Here is an 18,634-nt window from a genome sequence, read left to right on the forward strand (position 1 = left end):
GCGGAAGACATCCCGCGTCGACTGCCCCGGACGACACTGGCGTGCGGTGAGACGACGAAGGTCCCGTCCGGCGGCCGGACGGGACCTTCATGTCGTACAGCCGACTACGCCAGCAGCGCCGGGATGGTCGCCTCGTGCGTCTCGCGCAGAGTGGTCAGGGGGAGGGAGAACTCGCCCTGGACCTCGACCGCGTCGCCGTCCACGACACCGATGCGGGTGGCGGGAAGGCCGCGGGCGCCGCACATGTCGTTGAAGCGCAGCTCCTCCGAGCGGGGCACGGCGACGACCGCGCGGCCCGCCGACTCCGAGAAGAGGAACGTGAAGGCGTCCAGACCGTCCGGGACGATCAGGCGGGCGCCCTTGCCGCCGAGCAGCGCCGACTCGACCACGGCCTGGATCAGACCGCCGTCGGACAGGTCGTGCGCGGAGTCGATCATGCCGTCGCGGGAGGCGGAGATCAGGATCTCGGCCAGCAGCCGCTCGCGCTCCAGGTCGACCTTCGGGGGCAGTCCGCCGAGGTGGTCGTGGACGACCTGGGACCAGGCCGATCCGCCGAACTCCTCGCGGGTGTCGCCGAGCAGGTAGAGGAGCTGGCCCTCCTCCTGGAAGGCGACCGGGGTGCGCCGGGCCACGTCGTCGATCACGCCGAGGACGGCGACGACCGGCGTCGGGTGGATGGCCGCCTCGCCCGTCTGGTTGTAGAGCGAGACGTTGCCGCCGGTCACCGGGGTGCCGAGCTGCTGGCAGGCGTCGGCCAGACCGCGGATGGCCTCCGCGAACTGCCACATGACGGCCGGGTCCTCGGGCGAGCCGAAGTTCAGGCAGTCGGAGACGGCGAGCGGCTTGGCGCCGGTGGTGGCGACGTTGCGGTACGCCTCGGCGAGGGCCAGCTGGGCGCCGTGGTACGGGTCCAGCTTGGCGTACCGGCCGTTGCCGTCGGTCGCGATGGCGACGCCGAGGCCGGTCTCCTCGTCGATGCGGATCATGCCGGAGTCCTCGGGCTGGGCGAGGACGGTGTTGCCCTGCACGAAGTGGTCGTACTGCGAGGTGATCCACTTCTTGCTGGCCTGGTTCGGGGAGCCGACCAGCTTCAGGACCTGGTCCTTCAGCTCGTCCGACGTCGCCGGCCGGGGCAGCTTGTTCGCGTCGTCGGCCTGGAGGGCGTCCTGCCAGGACGGACGGGCGTAGGGGCGCTCGTAGACCGGGCCCTCGTGCGCGACCGTGCGCGGGTCGACGTCGACGATCTTGCCGCCGTGCCAGTAGATCTCCAGCCGGTCGCCGTCGGTGACCTCACCGATGACGGTGGCGATGACGTCCCACTTGTCGCAGATCTCGAGGAAGCGCTCGACCTTGCCGGGCTCCACGACCGCGCACATGCGTTCCTGCGACTCGCTCATGAGGATTTCCTCGGGCGAGAGGGTCGAGTCGCGCAGGGGGACGTCGTCCAGGGTGACGCGCATACCGCCGGAGCCGTTCGACGCCAGCTCGCTGGTCGCGCAGGACAGGCCCGCGGCGCCCAGGTCCTGGATGCCGACGACCAGCTTCTCGGCGAACGCCTCCAGGGTGCACTCGATGAGGAGCTTCTCCTGGAAGGGGTCGCCGACCTGAACGGCCGGGCGCTTCGACGGCTTGGCGTCGTCGAAGGTCTCGGACGCCAGGATCGACGCGCCGCCGATGCCGTCGCCGCCGGTCCGGGCCCCGTAGAGGATGACCTTGTTGCCGGCGCCGGACGCCTTGGCGAGGTGGATGTCCTCGTGCCGCATCACGCCGATGGCACCGGCGTTGACCAGCGGGTTGCCCTGGTAGCAGGCGTCGAAGACGACCTCGCCGCCGATGTTCGGCAGGCCCAGGCAGTTGCCGTAGCCGCCGATGCCGGCGACGACGCCGGGCAGGACGCGCTTGGTGTCGGGGTGGTCCGCGGCGCCGAAGCGCAGCGGGTCCACGACCGCGACCGGGCGGGCGCCCATCGCGATGATGTCGCGGACGATGCCGCCGACGCCGGTGGCCGCGCCCTGGTAGGGCTCGACGTACGACGGGTGGTTGTGCGACTCGACCTTGAAGGTGACCGCGTAGCCCTGGCCGACGTCGACGACACCGGCGTTCTCGCCGATGCCGACGAGCAGGGCGTCGGACTCGGGGGCCTTCTCGCCGAACTGGCGCAGGTGCACCTTGGAGGACTTGTACGAGCAGTGCTCGGACCACATGACGGAGTACATGGCGAGCTCGGCACCGGTGGGCCGGCGGCCGAGGATCTCGACCACGCGCTCGTACTCGTCCTTCTTCAGGCCCAGTTCGGCCCAGGGCAGCTCGACGTCGGGGGTCGCGGCCGCGTGCTCGACCGTGTCCAGAGGCGTCCGGCTCATGCGTTGACCAGCTTCTTGAGGATCGAGGTGAAGAACGGGAGGCCGTCGGTGCGACCGCTGCCGATGAGCGGCTCCACGGCGTGCTCCGGGTGCGGCATCAGGCCCACGACGTTGCCGGCCTCGTTGGTGATGCCGGCGATGTCGTTGAGCGAGCCGTTGGGGTTGAAGTCCAGGTAGCGGAACGCCACCCGGCCCTCGGCCTCCAGCTTGTCCAGCGTGTACTGGTCGGCCACATAGCGGCCGTCCATGTTCTTCAGCGGGATGTGGATCTCCTGGCCGGCCGTGTAGTCGGTCGTCCAGGCCGTCCCGGCGTTCTCCACGCGCAGCTTCTGGTCACGGCAGATGAAGTGCAGGTGGTCGTTGCCGAGCATGCCGCCGGGCAGCAGATGGGCCTCGGTGAGGATCTGGAAGCCGTTGCAGATGCCGAGGACCGGGAGTCCGGCCTTCGCCTGCTCGATGAGGGTGTCCATCACCGGCGAGAAGCGGGCGATGGCTCCGGCGCGCAGATAGTCGCCGTAGGAGAAACCACCGCACAGCACCACGGCGTCGACCTGCTTGAGGTCTTTGTCCTTGTGCCACAGGGCGACCGGTTCGGCGCCCGCGAGACGGATCGCGCGCTGTGTGTCCCGGTCGTCGAGAGAACCCGGGAAAGTGACGACGCCAATACGAGCGGTCACTTGGCCGCCTCCGCGACTTCCTCGACGCGGACGGTGAAGTCCTCGATCACGGTGTTGGCGAGGAAGGATTCCGCAAGATCGTGGATGCGGGCGAGCGCGGCATCGTCGACCGGTCCGTCAACTTCCAGTTCGAAACGCTTTCCCTGACGTACGTCGGAGATGCCTTCGAAACCCAGTCGCGGCAGTGCGCGCTGCACCGCCTGGCCCTGGGGGTCGAGGATCTCCGGCTTGAGCATGACGTCGACTACGACGCGTGCCACGTGCACTCCCGGTGGTGTGGTGCTGAGCAGGTTCCTGCAAGGTGCTTTCAGACTACCCGCACAAAATTTCTACGCGCGTCGACTTGTAGGAAGCTACGTGACCGCAGTCACGACGGGCACCCGCCGGGCCGGCCGGTGAAAAGTTCCGGAAAAGATCCCGGATCGACACCCGATGCCTATTGCGCCCGACCCTCTCCCCCGACCACCCTTCCTTCGAAGTCGCTCCGCTCCTTCTTGCTTTTGGACACGCGGAAGGATTTAGTCGAGCTTCACATTGCATTGTCGGGCACGGTACAAATGAATTGTCAGCGTGCCGTACGAAGGGACCGATATTCGTGGCGCAGAAGGTCGTGGTCACTCTCTTTGACGACATCGACGGCTCAGAAGCGGCGGAAACGATCGCCTTCGGACTCGACGGCAAGTCGTACGAGATCGACCTGAATGAAGCCAATGCCAAGAAACTGCGTAAGGCGCTCGCGCCCTACGTGGAGGCCGGCCGCAAGCGGTCGAGGTCGGGCAAGGCGTACAAGCAGACGGAGGTCGCCCCCGACCCCGCGGCCGTGCGCGCCTGGGCCCAGGCCAACAAGATGGAGGTGCCGGCCCGCGGCCGTATCCCCAAGAAGGTCTACGAGGCGTTCGCCTCGGCGCAGTGAGCCGGTCCGCGGGACGGGTCCTCAGGGCCCGCCGGCGGACCCTCGGGGCGGTGCGGGCCGGCCGGTGCGACAACCGACTTGCGCTACCCCCCTGCTGATCAGCTAATGTCTGGAGCACGCCAGCGGGCGGGGCCGAAAAAGTCCAGCTCGCCGAGCATGCGGGTGTAGTTCAGTAGTAGAACATCCCCCTTCCAGGGGGAAGGCGCAGTGTGCAATTCCTGTCACCCGCTCTGCACCGCCGTACCGACCATCCTTGTGGATCAGGTAGGCTGGTGCCCGCGCCGATCGGTGAGAGCCGGTCGGAGGCAATGCGGACGTAGCTCAGTTGGTAGAGCGCAACCTTGCCAAGGTTGAGGTCGCGAGTTCGAGCCTCGTCGTCCGCTCTTGATGAAGACCCCGGTCCACTGGACCGGGGTTTCTTCGTATGCGCGTGTTTCCGCATGTCCTTCTGACATTTGTCATGCCGATCGGTGACAGCGCGCACTGCTGCCGGGTCTCCGGGCCGGGGACGCTGATGACATGGACATCAACGAACACGAGCACGTGATCGAGGTCACCGACCTCCGGCGTGTCTACGGGGGCGGGTTCGAGGCGGTGCGCGGGGTCTCGTTCTCCGTGCGGCGCGGAGAGGTCTTCGCCCTGCTCGGCACCAACGGCGCCGGAAAGACGTCGACCGTGGAACTCCTCGAAGGGCTGGCCGAGCCCGCCGGGGGGCGGGTGCGGGTGCTGGGGCACGACCCCTTCGCCGAGCGGGCCGCCGTACGGCCGCGCACCGGGGTGATGCTGCAGGAGGGCGGCTTCCCGTCCGAGCTGACCGTCGCCGAGACCGCCCGGATGTGGGCGGGGTGTGTGAGCGGCGCCCGCTCGCCGCTGGAGGTGCTCGGCCTCGTCGGGCTGGCCGGGAAGACCCGCGTACGGGTCAAGCAGCTGTCCGGCGGGGAGCGGCGGCGCCTCGACCTGGCGCTCGCGCTGCTCGGCGATCCCGAGGTGCTGTTCCTCGACGAGCCGACGACCGGGCTCGACGCCGAAGGACGCCGGGACACCTGGGAGTTGGTGCGGGCGCTGCGCGACGACGGCACCACCGTGCTGCTGACCACGCACTACCTGGAGGAGGCCGAGGACCTCGCCGACCGGCTGGCCATCCTGCACGAGGGGCGGATCGCGGCGGCCGGGACGCCCGCCGAGGTGACCGCGGCCCAGCCCTCACGGATCACCTTCGAACTGCCCGACGGCTACTTCCTCGGCGACCTGCCGCCGCTCGGCGAGCTGGGCGTGAGCGGACACGAGACCGAGGGGCGGTCCGTACGGCTGCGCACCCACCGGCTGCAGTGGGCGGCGACCCGGCTGCTGGTGTGGGCCGAGCAGGCCGGGGTGGAGCTGCGGCGGCTGGACGTGCGGTCGGCGTCGCTGGAGGAGGCGTTCCTCGGCATCGCGCGGGAGGCGGCGGAGACCGCCGGGACGAAGGAGTACGCGGCATGAGCACGGCGACCACCACCCCGATGGGGCGTATGACGTCGTTGGCCCGGGCCGAGCTGACCCTGCTCGGACGCAGCAGGGGCACCCTCTTCGCGGCGCTGTTCGTGCCGCTGGTCCTGCCGCTGAGCGCACGCGAGGCGGCGAAGCAGATGGACCTGGCGGAGGCGGGTCTCACCCTCGGCACGGTGATCCTGCCCGCCTCCATCGGCTTCTCGCTGCTCTACGCGGTGTACGCGACGCTCGTCAGCGTCTACACCGCCCGGCGCGAGGAACTCGTCCTCAAGCGGCTGCGCACCGGCGAGCCGCGGGACACCGAGATCCTCGCCGGGGCCGCGCTGCCGGCGGTGGCCACCGGCCTCGCGCAGAGTGTGGTGCTGGCGATCGGCTGCACCGTCCTGCTCGATGTGGGCGCGCCCCGCGCTCCCCATCTCGCCGTGCTGGGCCTGCTGTCGGGATTCGTGCTGTGCGCGACGCTCGCCGCGGTGACCTCCTCCTTCACCCGCAGCGTGGAGAGTGCGCAGGTCACGACGTTGCCCGTGGTGTTCCTCTCCATGATCTTCTCCGGGATGCTGGTGCCCCTGGAGGTCCTGCCCGACCGGGTGGCGTCGGCGTGCGAACTGCTGCCTCTGACCCCGGTGATCACCCTGATACGCGGTGGCTGGACCGGTGACCTGTCGGCGTCCGAGACGCTGGGCGCGGTCCTCGTCGCGCTGGTCTGGACGGCCGGGGCCGTGTTTGCTGTACGGCGACGGTTCCGCTGGGAACCTCGGCGTTGACCTAGGTCGTGTCCGTAAAGTCGCGTCGTCCGCCCGGAGGGCGGGCCGAGCGGCGTCCGGTGCGTGCTCTGGGGGTCCCCCCTGCTCGAAGAGCTAGGGGGAGTGCCGGACGGGCTCCCGCGTACTGGTTGTACGCGGGTGGCCGGCAGGTGCGGCGAGTGGGGGTCCCCCCTGCTCGAAGAGCTTGGGGGAGCGTGCCGGGCGTCGAACGGCAGGCGGGACTTTGCGGACACGACCTAGGAGAGCGGCGGATGCGCGGGCCGGGAACGTGGTGGCGGGGCAAGAGCACCCCGGCGAAGGTGGAGGCGTACACGCGGGGGTCGTTCCACTTCTTCGCGGTGATGGAGGTCCTCGCGGCCGGGGTGCCGGTGATCCGCGAGATCGAGGGCGGGCCGGGCGCCGTGCTGTTGCTCCTGGTCTGCGTGCATGCGGCGATCAGCGCCCTGACCGTGTCACAGGCGGTGGACTGGGTGTGCGGGCGGCGGGAACAGCCCGTCCGGACGCTGTGGACGCTCGGTGCCGCCACCGCGCTGATCTCCGTCGTGGCCCTCGCCCTCGCCCTGCACGGTCCGGGCGGTGAGGAGGCCCGGTCCGCCGCGGGCAGCGCCATCGGCGTCGTGATCGTCTTCGGTGTGGGCATCATCGCGCTCGGCCTGGACAGCCGCCGGCACGTCTACACCCTGCTGGCCGGTTTCGCGGGCGGCGCGGGCGCCGTCGCGGTCCTGACGGGGATGCCCGTCCTCGGCGCGCTGGTCATCGCGCTGCTCGTGCTGGCCTGCTGCGGCTTCATCACCTTCACGGCCGTCTTCTCCGTCTGGCTGCTCAAGGCCGTCTACGAGCTCGACGAGGCCCGTGAGACCCGGGCGCGGCTCGCCGTGGCCGAGGAGCGGCTGCGGTTCGGGCGCGATCTGCACGACGTGATGGGGCGCAACCTCGCCGTCATCGCGTTGAAGAGCGAGCTCGCCGTGCAGCTGGCGCGGCGCGGGCGGCCCGAGGCCGTCGAGCAGATGATCGAGGTGCAGCGGATCGCGCAGGAGTCGCAGCGCGAGGTGCGGGACGTCGTACGGGGTTATCGGGAGGCCGACCTGGAGGTCGAGATCACCGGTGCGCAGGGCGTGTTGACGGCGGCCGGGATCGCGTGCGAGGTGACGGGGGAGGCGGCCGGGCTGCCGGTCGACGTGCAGTCGGCGCTGGCCTGGGTGGTGCGGGAGGCGACCACGAATGTGCTGCGGCACGGGAACGCCGAGCGGTGCACGGTGGATGTAGGGGTGGCTGAGAGACGCGTGGTGCTGAGGGTGGAGAACGACGGGGCGGCCGGAGCCTCCGACGGGGGTGGGGGCTCCGGGCTCGCCGGGCTCCGCGAGCGGCTGGCCGCGGTGGACGGCACGCTGGAGGCCGGCCGGGTCGAGGAGGGGGTGTTCCGGCTGGTGGCGGAGGTGCCGCTGGCCGGAGCGGGTGTGCGGGAGGCCGTCGTATGACCGAGCCGGTACGGCTGCTGCTGGCCGACGACGAGCATCTGATCCGCGGCGCGCTCGCCACGCTGCTGTCCCTGGAGGACGACCTCGTGATCGTCGCCGAGGCAGCCGACGGACCCGAGGCACTCGCCATGGCGCGGGCCCACCGGCCCGATGTCGCCGTCCTGGATCTGCAGATGCCGGGGGCCGACGGTGTGAAGGTCGCCACAGCGCTGCGGACCGAACTGCCCGGGTGCCAGGTGCTGATCGTGACCAGTCATGGGCGGCCCGGGCATCTGAAGCGGGCCCTTGAGGCGGGTGTGCGCGGATTCGTCCCGAAGACGGTCAGCGCCCAGCGGCTCGCGGAGATCATCCGGACCGTGCACCGCGGAAACCGTTACGTCGACCCGGAGTTGGCGGCCGACGCCATCGCCGCCGGGGACTCGCCGCTGACCGCGCGGGAGGCCGAGGTGCTGGAACTCGCGGCCGACGGGGCGCCCGTGGCGGAGATCGCGGAGCGCGCCGCGCTGTCCCAGGGGACCGTGCGGAACTATCTGTCCTCCGCCGTCTCGAAGCTGGGCGCCGAGAACCGGCACGCGGCGGTGCGCCTCGCGCGCTCCCGCGGTTGGGTATAGTGGTTCCCGCGCCACGGCGCATGCGAACGTAGCTCAGTTGGTAGAGCGCAACCTTGCCAAGGTTGAGGTCGCGAGTTCGAACCTCGTCGTTCGCTCCACAGCAAAGGCCCCGGTCATCGACCGGGGCCTTTGGCGTGTGCCGGGGCAGCGGCTAGCGTGCGTGACCATGACACGCAGGTGGACGCTGGCGGCCCGGTTCGCGCTCGGCGGCGCCGTCCTGACGGCCGCGCTCCTCCTGATCGGGGACCGGACCGGGGCGCTGACCGCGGCAGCGGTGTCCCTGCTGATCGCGGTGGTGCACTCCCCGCTGGTCTTCCCCCGGTCCGTCGGCGCCGAGGAGGCGCGGCGGCTCAGTGACGCCGACGGCCGCCCCGTCGTCTACTGGCGGCCGGGCTGCGCCTACTGTCTGCGGCTGCGCTTCCGGCTGGGCCCTCGGGCCCGCCGGGCGCACTGGGTGGACATCTGGCATGACCCGGCCGGGGCGGCCGAGGTCAGGGCGGCCAACGGCGGCGACGAGACCGTGCCGACGGTCGTCGTCGCCGGGCGCCCGCACACCAACCCGGATCCGCGCCGGGTGCGCGAGTGGCTCGCCCTGCCGGGCCGGGACTGAGGGGCGCTCAGCTCCAGGATGTGCCGGTCAGACGCTCGTACGCCTCCACGTACTTGGCGCGGGTCGCGTCCACGACGTCCTGCGGCAGCGGCGGCGGGGGCTGCTCGCTCGCCCGGTCCCAGCCGGAGTCCGGCGAGGTCAGCCAGTCCCGCACGAACTGCTTGTCGTACGACGGCTGCGGGCGGCCCGGCTCCCACTGCTCGGCCGGCCAGAAGCGCGAGGAGTCCGGGGTGAGGACCTCGTCGGCGAGGACCAGGGTGTCCCCGTCGAAGCCGAACTCGAACTTGGTGTCCGCGAGGATGATGCCGCGCTCCCGGGCGATGTCCCGGCCCCGCGCGTACACGGCGAGCGTCGTCTGCCGCAGCTGGGCGGCGGTATCCGCGCCGACCTGGCGGGCGACCTCCTCGTAGGAGACGTTCTCGTCGTGCTCGCCGACGGCGGCCTTGGTGGCCGGGGTGAAGATCGGCGCGGGCAGTTCCGAGCCGTCGACCAGGCCCTCCGGGAGGGCGAGACCGCAGACCGTGCGGGTGTCGTTGTACTCGGCGAGCCCGGAGCCGGTGAGGTAGCCGCGGGCCACGGCCTCGACCGGGATCATCCGCAGCGACTTGCAGACGAGGGTGCGGCCCGCCCAGTCGGCGGGGGCGCCGGCGGGCACCTCGGTGCTCAGCACATGGTTGGGGACCAGGTCGGCGAGCTGGTCGAACCACCACAGGGAGAGCTGGGTGAGGATGCGGCCCTTGTCCGGGATCTCGGTGGGCAGCACCCAGTCGTAGGCGGACAGGCGATCGCTGGCGACCATCACGAGGTCACCGGCCTCGTTCTGGTACAGCTCGCGCACCTTGCCGGTGTGCAGGTGCACCAGGCCCGGAACCTGAAGCGGTTCGGGCTTTTCTACGAATCCGGACACGGTTCCTCCCCGTAAGTCTGTCCAATGCGTCGATTGTCCCGTACGGGACGCGCGCTGTGGACCGGGGGTGGGGCGGGGGCCTCCCGGGGCGTGCCGCGTGAGCTCAGTCACGCTTGCAGATGCGGTCCAGGAGGTTGGCGGTGGCGCGCTGGACGCGCGGGTCGACATGGCCCGGCCGGTCCAGCGCCGGGGACCAGGCGAAGGTGCCGGAGGCGAAGACCAGGGCGCCGGAGTGCGCGCGGTACAGCGAGGTCTCCTGGTGGCGCAGCACCCCGTGCCGGTCGGCGTACGGGGAGTGCGCCAGCAGGATGCGCTCCTCGTGGCCGGGCAGCGGGGTGCGCGGGAAGTAGCGGTCGGCCTCACCGGCCACCAGGCCCGGGATCTCGTCGCCCTCGTGGGCGCCGGTCGCCTCCCACAGCCAGTGGTCGGCGTTGCGGACGATCAGCGGATGGGGCTCGGGAACCTGTCCGGCGTACTGGATGCCGATGAGCTCCTGCTCCGGGCGGTCGATCTCCCGCCAGAGCACCGGGCGGCCGGGGCCCCTGCGCTTGCGGCAGGTGAGGAGGCGGTCCGGGACGCCGGACGCCGAGGGACCCAACTCGACCTGCCAGTACATGGAGTTGGCCGAGAGGAACACCAGGGACGTGCCGTTCTCCCGGGCGAGCTCAACCGTGCGGCGCATGTTCACCGACCAGTACTCGTCGTGGCCGGGGAAGACCAGGCCCCGGTACCGGGTCGGGTCGACATGGCCGCCGTGCAGGTCGCGGGCGTCGGCGTAGGCGATGTCGTAGCCGTAGCGCTCGGCCCAGCGGATGAAGTCGTAGGCGTGGCCGACGTGCAGGGGAAGGCCGGCGCCCGCGTACGGGCGGTCGAAGGAGACCGTCGTGGCGGCGTCGTCCTCGCCGAGCAGCCGGCCGTCCTCGTCCCAGGCGTGGTACAGGCTGGCACCGAGGCGGCCGTCCTCCGGATAGAGGTTGTACGCCTGCCAGGTCACATCGGGCAGGAGCAGGAGCAGGTCCGCGGGGTGGTTGTCGCGGACGGTGAACGGGATGTGGGAGCGGTAGCCGTCGTGGGTGGTGAGGACGGCGACATAGGCGCCGTTGCTCCAGTAGCTGGGGATCTGCAGGCGCCAGGACAGCCACCAGTGGTGGCAGGAGACGGTGCGGTCGGCGGTGAGCGGGGCGGGCTGCACGATGCCGGACAGCCGGGGGCTGGTGGTGATCTTGGCGGCGCCGTCCCCGCCGTAGTGGCCGATGCGGTAGATGTCGACGGCGAACTCCTGGGGCGGGTCGACCGTGATGTGGAAGTCGACCGCCTCGCCGGGCGCGACCGCGCCGGTGGAGGTGAACCCCTTGATCTGCCGGTGGACGTCGTCCGCCGAGCGGGGTCCGGCGCTGCGGGGCGCGGGGACCCGTGGGGTGCCGGCCGTCGGCGGGTGGGCCTGTCCGTCCACGTACCAGGGGACGACCTGGCCCGTGTCGTCGAAGTACGTCACGTTGCCGCGCAGCCAGGGGACCGGGCCCTGGCCGAAGGGGTCCGTCACGGCGTGCGCGAGAGCTCCCGACTCCCAGCGGCGGATCTGCTCCGACCCCATGGCCGTACCCCTCCCTTGTCCCCGTGGTCGCACATCGAGCGTCGTGCCGTGGCCCTGGCGTGGCGGGCACGCCGGGCCGACCGGTGCTGCGGTGGTGCACGTCGTGCTCACGGTGCCGGGTGGTGCCCGTCGTGCTTCCTGTGCCGGTGGTGCCTGTCGTACGCCTGATGCGCTTGCCCGGTGGTGCTGCCGTGCGGCTGGGCCTCACCGGTCGGCGTGGCGTAAGCCCTTGCCATATGCGCTTCGACCCCAGCACATCACATTGCGCTCGCTTCCTGTCACTATTCGTTGCGAATTGGCCGAAAGTGGAACCGGGGGCTCCGACTGACTTGGGCGGTCTCCGGGAGGCCTGTCCGCCCTCTCCGTCGCGTCCGCGCCTGTCAGACCAGGCGTACCGGCTTCTCGGGGCGTATCCCGGACTCCACGAGCCAGGCGCGCAGGGGCGCCGGATCGCCGTCCTCGATGAGGCGGAGGACCCGGGGGGTCAGGTCGGTGGCGCGTTCGCCGTTGATGAGCAGCGTGGGTCCGTCGAGCCAGTCCAGGCCCGGGGTGGCGCCCGCGGTGTCCATGGCCGCGCAGCAGACCATCGCGGTCACATGGTCGGTGAGCAGCTCGCGGGAGCTGCGGGGCGGCTGGAGCGGGAAGAGCGGGAGCGTCCCGATGTCCAGCAGTGTGGTGTCGGGGGTGAGGGCCGTCGGTGGCCCGGCGGGGGCGGCGGCCTCCTCGCGGGCCAGCTCGGCGGTGAGCCCCGCGGCGAGAGCGGAACTCCGCTCGGTCTCCTGGTCCTCGTAGGGGGAGAGGTCGTCGGGGAGGTCGGAGGGCGGGGTGGGCGGAGGGGCCGAAAGGTGGGCTTCGTCCTGGGGTGCCGTGAGGTGGGCTTCGTCCGGGGGTGCCGTGAGGTGGTCGAGGACCCGGGAGAGGGTGGGGCCGTCGGAGCCGGGGGGCGCGTCCCCGGGGTGGCGGCGGACGCCGAGGGCGTCGAGGACGCGGTGGAGGCGGGCCGCGTCCGTGCGCCAGGTGCGGTCGACGACCTCCTCCGGATACTCCTGCCAGCCCACCGGCGACCAGTCCGGGCCGGTCTCGGCCGGGCCGCCGTGGAACAGCCGGGCGGCCAGCAGGGACGCGGCCTCGTCGACCGCGCCGGGCTCCTCGAGGAGGTCGCAGGCGGGGCGCTCGCCGAGCCGGGAGGCGAAGCCCTCCGCCAGGCGGTCCCGCCGCGACAGCTCGGTGAGGGCGGCGACCACGCCCGCGTCCAGCCGGGACGGCCAGCGGCCCATCCGCCAGGCCGGCAGCGCGACCCGCGTCAGCAGCCGGTCCCAGCCCGCGTAGGCCAGGCCGACCTGCTCCTGGGCGACGATCCGCAGACCGTAGTCCACAGCCTGTGCACGCTCGGCGGCCGCCGCGGCCACCCCGCGCTCCATCTCGGCGGCGTGCTCCCGGCAGCCGCGCAGCAGCAGACGCGCCACCCGGCCGAGGCCCGCGCACACCGCCCGCGACCCGGGACAGCGCCCGCCCGTGGCGGCGACGGCCACGGCGGCGTCCAGCCCCCGGACGAAGCGCCGGGCCTGGGCTATGTCGGGGTGTGCGGAGGGCCCGGTGCCGGCGACGACCGGGGCGAGGACGGCGCGCAGCTCCCCGACGCGCATCCACCACAGGAACGGCGAGCCGATGACGAGGACCGGCGCGGCCGGCGTACGGCGACGGGGGCCGCGCCCGCCGCCGCGCAGGCCGTTGAGCCCGTCGTCAGCCGGCTCCTCGGGCGGGGGCGGGCCGTGGGACCGATGGGTTCGGTCCTCCAGCCAGCTGTCGCAGTCGGGGGTGAGCGCTATCGCGGACGGGGCCGGGACGTCCAGCCGGTCGGCGAGGTCGCGCACCAGCCGGTAGAGGTCGGGGGCCTGCTCCTCGCCGATCGTCACCGTGGGTGTGACGGCGGGCCGGGCCCGGGCGACGACCAGCGCCACCACCGCGGCGGCGAGGAGGACCAGGACGGCGAACGGGGTGAGCACCCAGCGCACGGCGTCCCAGCCGGGGCCGGTGAGATGCCCGGTGGACGGTCCGGCGAGCAGCACCACCGCGAAGGCGGCGGGCAGCAGGGCGACGGCGAGTGCGCGGCTGCGGACGCGCAGCACCGCCAGCGCCCGGGCACGCGCGCCCTGAGCCCCCGCTTCCATCCCCATTCCGGTCACGGCCGGACCTCACCCCCTCCGCGCTGCCCTGGTCGTCGGAACTGTCCTGGCTCTGCTCACTCCCCCACTGTGGCACCCGCCACCGACATCGCAATGCCGGTGGGCCAAGTGCCGGAACGCTTGCGCGGCACAGTAGTTGGGGCGTCGACCCACGTCAGCCGGTTGGGCCATCGGTCACTCGATGGAATGGCTTTGGGGAAAGGTGGATGACGGACGGCGAGGATCGGACCTCTGGTCCCGGCATACGTCGGGCCCCGGATCCTGAGACGGATCCGGGGCCCGGCGGGTTGGCTCGTGGGGGCGGCTACGCGTCGGCGGCGGCCTTCGCGGCGATGTCCGTACGGTGCTGGGAGCCGTCCAGGCCGATGCGGGCCACGGCCCGGTAGGCGCGGCCGCGGGCCTCGGTGAGGTCGCCGCCGGTCGCGGTGACGGACAGCACACGGCCACCGGCGCTGACGACCGCGTCGCCGTCGCGGCGGGTGCCGGCGTGCAGCACGTAGGCGTGCGGGGCGTCCTGGGCGGCCACCTCGTCGAGGCCGGTGATCGGGTCGCCGGTGCGGGGGGTGCCGGGGTAGTTGTGCGAGGCCACGACCACGGTGACCGCGGAGTCGTCGCTCCAGCGCAGCGGCTCCAGGTCGGCGAGGTGGCCCTTGGCGGCGGCCAGCAGGACACCGGCCAGCGGGGTCTTCAGCCGGGCCAGGACGACCTGGGTCTCCGGGTCGCCGAAGCGGGCGTTGAACTCGATCACGCGCACACCCCGCGAGGTGATCGCGAGACCGGCGTAGAGAAGACCGGAGAACGGGGTGCCGCGGCGGCGCATCTCGTCGACGGTCGGCTGGAGGACCGTCTCCAGGACCTCCTCGACCAGCTTCGGGTCCGCCCACGGCAGCGGCGAGTACGCGCCCATGCCGCCGGTGTTCGGGCCCTCGTCGCCGTCCAGGGCGCGCTTGAAGTCCTGCGCGGGCTGGAGCGGCAGCACCGTCTGTCCGTCGGTGATGGCGAAGAGGGAGACCTCGGGGCCGTCCAGGAACTCCTCGATGACGACGCGCTCGCAGGCGTTGGCGTGCGCGCGGGCCGCGTCGAGGTCGGCGGTCACGACGACGCCCTTGCCGGCCGCCAGACCGTCGTCCTTGACGACGTAGGGGGCACCGAAGGCGTCCAGGGCCTCGTCGACCTCGGCGGGGGTGGTGCAGACGTAGGAGCGGGCCGTGGGGACACCGGCGGAGGCCATGACGTCCTTGGCGAACGCCTTGGAGCCCTCGAGCTGCGCGGCCTCCTTGGAGGGGCCGAAGACCGGGATGCCCGCCTCGCGCACGGCGTCGGCGACCCCCGCGACGAGGGGTGCCTCCGGTCCGACGACCACGAGCTCGGCGCCGAGCCGTTCGGCCAGCGCGGAGACGGCCTCGCCGTCGAGGGCGTCGACCTGGTGCAGTTCGGCGACCTCGGCGATGCCGGCGTTGCCGGGCGCGCAGTACAGCGCGGTGACATCGGGGTCGAGGGACAGGGAGCGGCACAGGGCGTGTTCGCGGGCGCCGCTACCGATGACGAGGACCTTCACGGGGGTCAGCCTAACGGCCTTCTTGTGCGGGATGCCGAGGGGCCGGGGGCGGGGGACCTGTGCGTTCCTCCAAAACCGGCCGGGCGCGGGAGCGCCGGAGCGGCTCGCGAGGACGGGTCCGGTCCGGGCCGTCTACTCCTCGTCCCGGCCGCCTACTCGTCGTCCCGGCCACCTACTCGTTCGTGATCTCCTCGACCACCGTCGCGCCCAGCTCCCGCACGATCAGCTCGCGGCCGGACAGCGCCGACTCGTTGAGGTCGGGGTCGTCGTCCTCCGGGATGTCGTCCTCCAGGGAGACGGAGGGCGGCTCGGGGGCGCTGGGCCGGGGCGCGGGGGCGGGTGACGGCGCCGAGGGGGCCGTCGGTGCCGCGGAGGGGGCCGGGCGCGGGGCGGCCGAACCGCCCTGGCCGCCCTGAGTGCCGTAGCCGCCGTGGCCGCCGGGGGCCGGGGCGCCGCCTCCGCCGCCGAAGCCGGGGGATCCGCCCGGGGCCGGGGGTGCCGAGCCGCCGCCCGACGGGTCGACGATCGCCTCGATCTTCCACTGCACGTGGAACTGCTCGGCCAGCGCCTGCCGCAGCACGTCCTCGCTGCCGCTGCTCGCGAAGTTGTCCCGCGCGCCCGCGTTGACGAAGCCGAGTTGCAGCGTGGTGCCGTCGAAGCCCGCGACCTGCGCGTTCTGGCTGAGCAGGATCCAGGTGAAGCGGCGGCGGTTCTTCACCGCCTCCAGGATGTTCGGCCAGAGCTGACGGGGGTCCAGGCCGCCGGCCGCGGCGGGCGCGGGGGCGGCTGCGGGTGCCGGGGCGGGCGCGGGGGCGGACGTAGGTACCGGTGCGGCCGCGGGTGCCGGTGTGGGCGCGGGGGTGCCGGTGCCGCCGCCCGCCGGGGCCGTCGTGGGCCAGCCGCCGGGTCGCCGGCCGCCGCCCGCGGGCGCGGCGGTGGGCCAGGCGCCGGGGGCGGGAGCGGCGGGCGCGGGCGGGGCCTGGGGCGCCGGGGCGGGCTGTGCGGCGGGGGCGGGGGGCGCAGGTGGCTCTGCCGTCGGCGCACCCGCCGGCGCGGCCGGGGCCTCCGGGGCGGGACCCCGTACGGCGGCTCGGGCGGCGGCGAGTCCTCCGCCGGGCGGCACCGGAGGGGCGGCCTGCGGGGGCGCGGCCTGGGCGGGCGCCGGGGCTGCGTGGGCCTCGGGACCGGGGGCGTACCCCATCGCGGGAGCGCCGGCGCCCGCGGAGAAGCTCACGCCTCGCTCCAGCCGGTCGAGCCGGGCCATGAGGGACCGCTCGTCGCCGTAGGTGGCGGGCAGCAGCACGCGCGCGCAGATCAGCTCGAGCTGGAGGCGGGGCGAGTTGGCGCCGCGCATCTCGGTCAGCCCCTGGTTGACCAGGTCGGCGGCGCGGCTGAGCTCGGCGGCGCCGAAGGTGCCGGCCTGGGCCTGCATCCGCTCCAGGACGTCGGCGGGGGCGTCGATGAGCCCCTTCTCGGCGGCGTCGGGCACGGCGGCCAGGATCACCAGGTCCCGCAGCCGCTCCAGCAGGTCGGCGACGAACCGCCGCGGGTCGTTACCCCCCTCGATGACGCGGTCCACGACTTCGAAGGCGGCGGCGCCGTCACCGGTCGCGAAGGCCTCCACCACGGAGTCGAGCAGCGAACCGTCGGTGTATCCGAGGAGGGAGGTGGCCATGGCATACGTCACACCCTCCTCCCGCGCTCCGGCGAGGAGTTGGTCCATGACGGACATGGAGTCACGCACGGAGCCCTGGCCCGCGCGCACGACGAGCGGGAGCACGCCGTCCTCGACCGGGATGTCCTCGCGGCGGCAGACGTCGCCCAGGTACTCCCGCAGGGTGCCGGGCGGGACCAGCCGGAACGGGTAGTGGTGGGTCCGGGACCGGATGGTGCCGATGACCTTCTCGGGCTCGGTCGTGGCGAAGATGAACTTCAGATGCTCCGGCGGCTCCTCGACGACCTTCAGCAGCGCGTTGAAGCCGGCCGACGTGACCATGTGGGCCTCGTCGATGATGTAGATCTTGTAACGACTGGAGGCGGGCCCGAAGAACGCCTTCTCGCGCAGCTCACGGGCGTCGTCCACACCACCGTGCGAAGCCGCGTCGATCTCGATGACGTCGATGGAGCCCGGGCCGTTGCGCGCGAGGTCCTGGCAGGACTGGCACGTCCCGCAGGGGGTCGGCGTGGGGCCCTGCTCGCAGTTCAGACAGCGGGCCAGGATCCGCGCGCTGGTCGTCTTGCCGCAACCGCGCGGACCGCTGAACAGGTACGCGTGATTGACCCGGTTGTTCCGCAGCGCCTGCTGCAACGGGTCGGTGACATGCTCCTGCCCGATGACCTCGGCGAACGACTCCGGGCGATAGCGGCGGTACAGCGCGAGAGACGACACGCCTACGAGGTTATAGGCGCGCACTGACATCGGGTCCCGCCCCCGGGGCACGCAAACGCCCCTCACGCACCCGCCAGAGCCAACCTACCCTTGCTGCCTTCCGGCCCTGGGGGAGTTCAGTCAGATAGCGCCGCGTGAGGGGCTGCCCAAACAGTACCCGATGACGGGGGCGGGGAACGAGTTCGCGAGCACTCCTCAACGTCTTGTATTGTTTGCGGCGGAGGATTCGCCTAGAGGCCTAGGGCGCACGCTTGGAAAGCGTGTTGGGGGCAACCCCTCACGAGTTCGAATCTCGTATCCTCCGCCAGTGCCTCACCGGGCACGATGTCGAAGGGCCCCACCGTTCGCGGTGGGGCCCTTCGACATTGTCCGGGTCTTCTCACTCAGAGTTGCGTCAGTCACACACGGCGGCCGTCCATCGGGTGATTCCCGGTGGGCCGGCGGGGCGGTCGGCCGGGCGTCGGGCGGGGACGGCGCCATGGTGAGGGTTCCGGTCGTCGCCTTCGTACGGAGCCCTCGTGGAACAGCACCCCGACCCCTCCCACGGCCCGACGGGCAAGAGGCGTGCCGCGGCCCTGCTGCTGATCCCCGTAGCCGTGGGCCTGGGCATCTGGTTCGTGGGGCGGGGCGTGACGCCCGATCCGAACAGCAGCCTGTTCGGGGCCCGATACGACGAGGCCATGGAGCTCAAGGCCCGGCTGGGCAGCGCCCTGCTGGGGCTCGCGCTCGTCCAGCTGCTGCTCGCCGCCTGGATGTACGGCCTGCTGCCCGGGTCGAAGCGGGCCCCGCGCGCCGTGCCCCGCGCGCACCGGGTGACCGGACTGCTCGCCTTCCTGCTCTCGGTGCCGATCGCCTACCAGTGCCTGAGCGCGTACGGCGTCGAGACGACGTCGCCACGGGTGGCGATCCACTCGGTCACCGGCTGCGTCCTGTACGGCGCCTTCGCCGCGAAGGTGCTCGTGGTGCGCAGCCGGCGGTTCCCTGGCTGGACGCTGCCTCTCGTGGGCGGTCTGCTCTTCTGTGCGATCGCCCTGCTCTGGTACACCGCCGCGCTGTGGCAGCTGAACGGGTTCGACGCGCCGGGGCTGACGTGACG

At 72.4% G+C, this 18,634-nt stretch carries 15 protein-coding genes, 4 tRNA genes and 1 other RNA gene; 11 read left to right on the top strand and 9 right to left on the bottom strand.

The window, feature by feature from the left end; all coding sequences use genetic code 11:
* Positions 1–104: 104 nt before the first annotated feature.
* From purL to purS, 3 genes are read right to left on the bottom strand one after another with little or no spacing between them, the layout of a single operon-like run.
* Positions 105–2,363: a phosphoribosylformylglycinamidine synthase subunit PurL gene (gene purL, locus KBY32_RS14755; RefSeq protein WP_210980383.1), complete on the bottom strand. Its 2,259-nt coding sequence runs from the start codon at positions 2,361–2,363 to the stop codon at positions 105–107.
* The gene (gene purQ / locus KBY32_RS14760; protein WP_210980384.1) at positions 2,360–3,040 is read right to left on the bottom strand and encodes a phosphoribosylformylglycinamidine synthase subunit PurQ; all 681 of its coding nucleotides are present in this window, start codon (positions 3,038–3,040) and stop codon (positions 2,360–2,362) included. Before purQ ends, purL begins: the two co-directional genes overlap by 4 nt.
* On the bottom strand, positions 3,037–3,300 hold the full coding sequence (gene purS, locus KBY32_RS14765) for a phosphoribosylformylglycinamidine synthase subunit PurS (RefSeq protein ID WP_055624957.1): 264 nt from the start codon (positions 3,298–3,300) through the stop codon (positions 3,037–3,039). The genes purQ and purS overlap by 4 nt, the downstream gene beginning before the upstream one ends.
* 335 nt (positions 3,301–3,635) lie before the next feature.
* On the opposite strand from purS, the gene KBY32_RS14770 reads away from it, so the two are divergent.
* From KBY32_RS14770 to KBY32_RS14810, 9 genes are all read left to right on the top strand, one after another.
* Positions 3,636–3,953, top strand: a complete 318-nt coding sequence (locus tag KBY32_RS14770) for an Lsr2 family protein (protein ID WP_055624916.1) — start codon at positions 3,636–3,638, stop codon at positions 3,951–3,953.
* A gap of 158 nt (positions 3,954–4,111) precedes the next feature.
* Positions 4,112–4,183, top strand: a tRNA-Gly gene (locus KBY32_RS14775).
* An 80-nt stretch (positions 4,184–4,263) separates the two neighbouring features.
* Positions 4,264–4,336: transfer RNA gene (locus KBY32_RS14780), tRNA-Gly, on the top strand.
* A gap of 136 nt (positions 4,337–4,472) precedes the next feature.
* Entirely contained in the window at positions 4,473–5,432 is a 960-nt protein-coding gene (locus KBY32_RS14785; RefSeq protein WP_210980385.1) for an ABC transporter ATP-binding protein, read from the top strand.
* Positions 5,429–6,205, top strand: coding sequence for an ABC transporter permease (locus KBY32_RS14790; RefSeq protein WP_210980386.1), 777 nt, complete (start codon positions 5,429–5,431; stop codon positions 6,203–6,205). The genes KBY32_RS14785 and KBY32_RS14790 overlap by 4 nt, the downstream gene beginning before the upstream one ends.
* Positions 6,206–6,456: 251 nt before the next feature.
* Positions 6,457–7,683 carry a sensor histidine kinase gene (locus KBY32_RS14795; RefSeq protein ID WP_210980387.1) on the top strand — a complete coding sequence of 409 codons (1,227 nt, stop codon included), beginning with the start codon at positions 6,457–6,459 and terminating at the stop codon, positions 7,681–7,683.
* A complete protein-coding gene (locus KBY32_RS14800) occupies positions 7,680–8,294 on the top strand; it encodes a response regulator transcription factor (RefSeq protein ID WP_115509286.1) in 615 nt (204 codons plus the stop codon). Before KBY32_RS14795 ends, KBY32_RS14800 begins: the two co-directional genes overlap by 4 nt.
* A 22-nt stretch (positions 8,295–8,316) precedes the next feature.
* A tRNA-Gly gene (locus KBY32_RS14805) sits at positions 8,317–8,392 on the top strand.
* Positions 8,393–8,460: 68 nt separating this feature from the next.
* Entirely contained in the window at positions 8,461–8,904 is a 444-nt protein-coding gene (locus tag KBY32_RS14810) for a glutaredoxin domain-containing protein (protein WP_210980388.1), read from the top strand.
* A 7-nt stretch (positions 8,905–8,911) separates the two neighbouring features.
* On the opposite strand, the gene KBY32_RS14815 is transcribed toward KBY32_RS14810, so the two are convergent.
* From KBY32_RS14815 to ffs, 6 genes are all read right to left on the bottom strand, one after another.
* On the bottom strand, positions 8,912–9,811 hold the full coding sequence (locus tag KBY32_RS14815; protein ID WP_055624910.1) for a phosphoribosylaminoimidazolesuccinocarboxamide synthase: 900 nt from the start codon (positions 9,809–9,811) through the stop codon (positions 8,912–8,914).
* Between the two features lie 103 nt (positions 9,812–9,914).
* Complete coding sequence (locus KBY32_RS14820) at positions 9,915–11,405, bottom strand: N,N-dimethylformamidase beta subunit family domain-containing protein (protein WP_210980389.1); 1,491 nt, start codon at positions 11,403–11,405, stop codon at positions 9,915–9,917.
* 380 nt (positions 11,406–11,785) lie between these two features.
* Positions 11,786–13,582, bottom strand: coding sequence for a hypothetical protein (locus tag KBY32_RS14825; RefSeq protein ID WP_210980563.1), 1,797 nt, complete (start codon positions 13,580–13,582; stop codon positions 11,786–11,788).
* 313 nt (positions 13,583–13,895) lie between these two features.
* Positions 13,896–15,149 (bottom strand): phosphoribosylamine--glycine ligase, encoded by a 1,254-nt coding sequence (gene purD, locus KBY32_RS14830; protein WP_055624907.1) that lies wholly within the window; start codon positions 15,147–15,149, stop codon positions 13,896–13,898.
* Between the two features lie 172 nt (positions 15,150–15,321).
* A complete protein-coding gene (locus KBY32_RS14835) occupies positions 15,322–17,538 on the bottom strand; it encodes a DNA polymerase III subunit gamma and tau (RefSeq protein ID WP_210980390.1) in 2,217 nt (738 codons plus the stop codon).
* A 50-nt stretch (positions 17,539–17,588) separates the two neighbouring features.
* An RNA gene (gene ffs / locus KBY32_RS14840) (signal recognition particle sRNA small type) lies at positions 17,589–17,685 on the bottom strand.
* Between the two features lie 72 nt (positions 17,686–17,757).
* On the opposite strand from ffs, the gene KBY32_RS14845 reads away from it, so the two are divergent.
* Both KBY32_RS14845 and KBY32_RS14850 read left to right on the top strand, forming a co-directional pair.
* Positions 17,758–17,845, top strand: a tRNA-Ser gene (locus KBY32_RS14845).
* A gap of 211 nt (positions 17,846–18,056) precedes the next feature.
* Positions 18,057–18,632, top strand: coding sequence for a DUF6529 family protein (locus KBY32_RS14850; RefSeq protein WP_308293731.1), 576 nt, complete (start codon positions 18,057–18,059; stop codon positions 18,630–18,632).
* Positions 18,633–18,634: the final 2 nt, after the last annotated feature.

This window comes from Streptomyces sp. RK62 (assembly GCF_018070255.1).
In the GTDB taxonomy this organism is placed as follows: domain Bacteria; phylum Actinomycetota; class Actinomycetes; order Streptomycetales; family Streptomycetaceae; genus Streptomyces; species Streptomyces nigra.

What these genes read in the sequence shown, in the direction of transcription:
- KBY32_RS14790 (WP_210980386.1), top strand. Translation starts at nt 5,429, where the DNA reads ATGAGCACGGCGACCACCACCCCGATGGGGCGTATGACGTCGTTGGCC.
- KBY32_RS14795 (WP_210980387.1), top strand. Translation starts at nt 6,457, where the DNA reads ATGCGCGGGCCGGGAACGTGGTGGCGGGGCAAGAGCACCCCGGCGAAG.
- KBY32_RS14820 (WP_210980389.1), bottom strand. Translation starts at nt 11,405, where the DNA reads ATGGGGTCGGAGCAGATCCGCCGCTGGGAGTCGGGAGCTCTCGCGCAC.
- KBY32_RS14810 (WP_210980388.1), top strand. Translation starts at nt 8,461, where the DNA reads ATGACACGCAGGTGGACGCTGGCGGCCCGGTTCGCGCTCGGCGGCGCC.
- KBY32_RS14825 (WP_210980563.1), bottom strand. Translation starts at nt 13,582, where the DNA reads ATGGGGATGGAAGCGGGGGCTCAGGGCGCGCGTGCCCGGGCGCTGGCG.
- KBY32_RS14800 (WP_115509286.1), top strand. Translation starts at nt 7,680, where the DNA reads ATGACCGAGCCGGTACGGCTGCTGCTGGCCGACGACGAGCATCTGATC.
- KBY32_RS14785 (WP_210980385.1), top strand. Translation starts at nt 4,473, where the DNA reads ATGGACATCAACGAACACGAGCACGTGATCGAGGTCACCGACCTCCGG.
- purL (WP_210980383.1), bottom strand. Translation starts at nt 2,363, where the DNA reads ATGAGCCGGACGCCTCTGGACACGGTCGAGCACGCGGCCGCGACCCCC.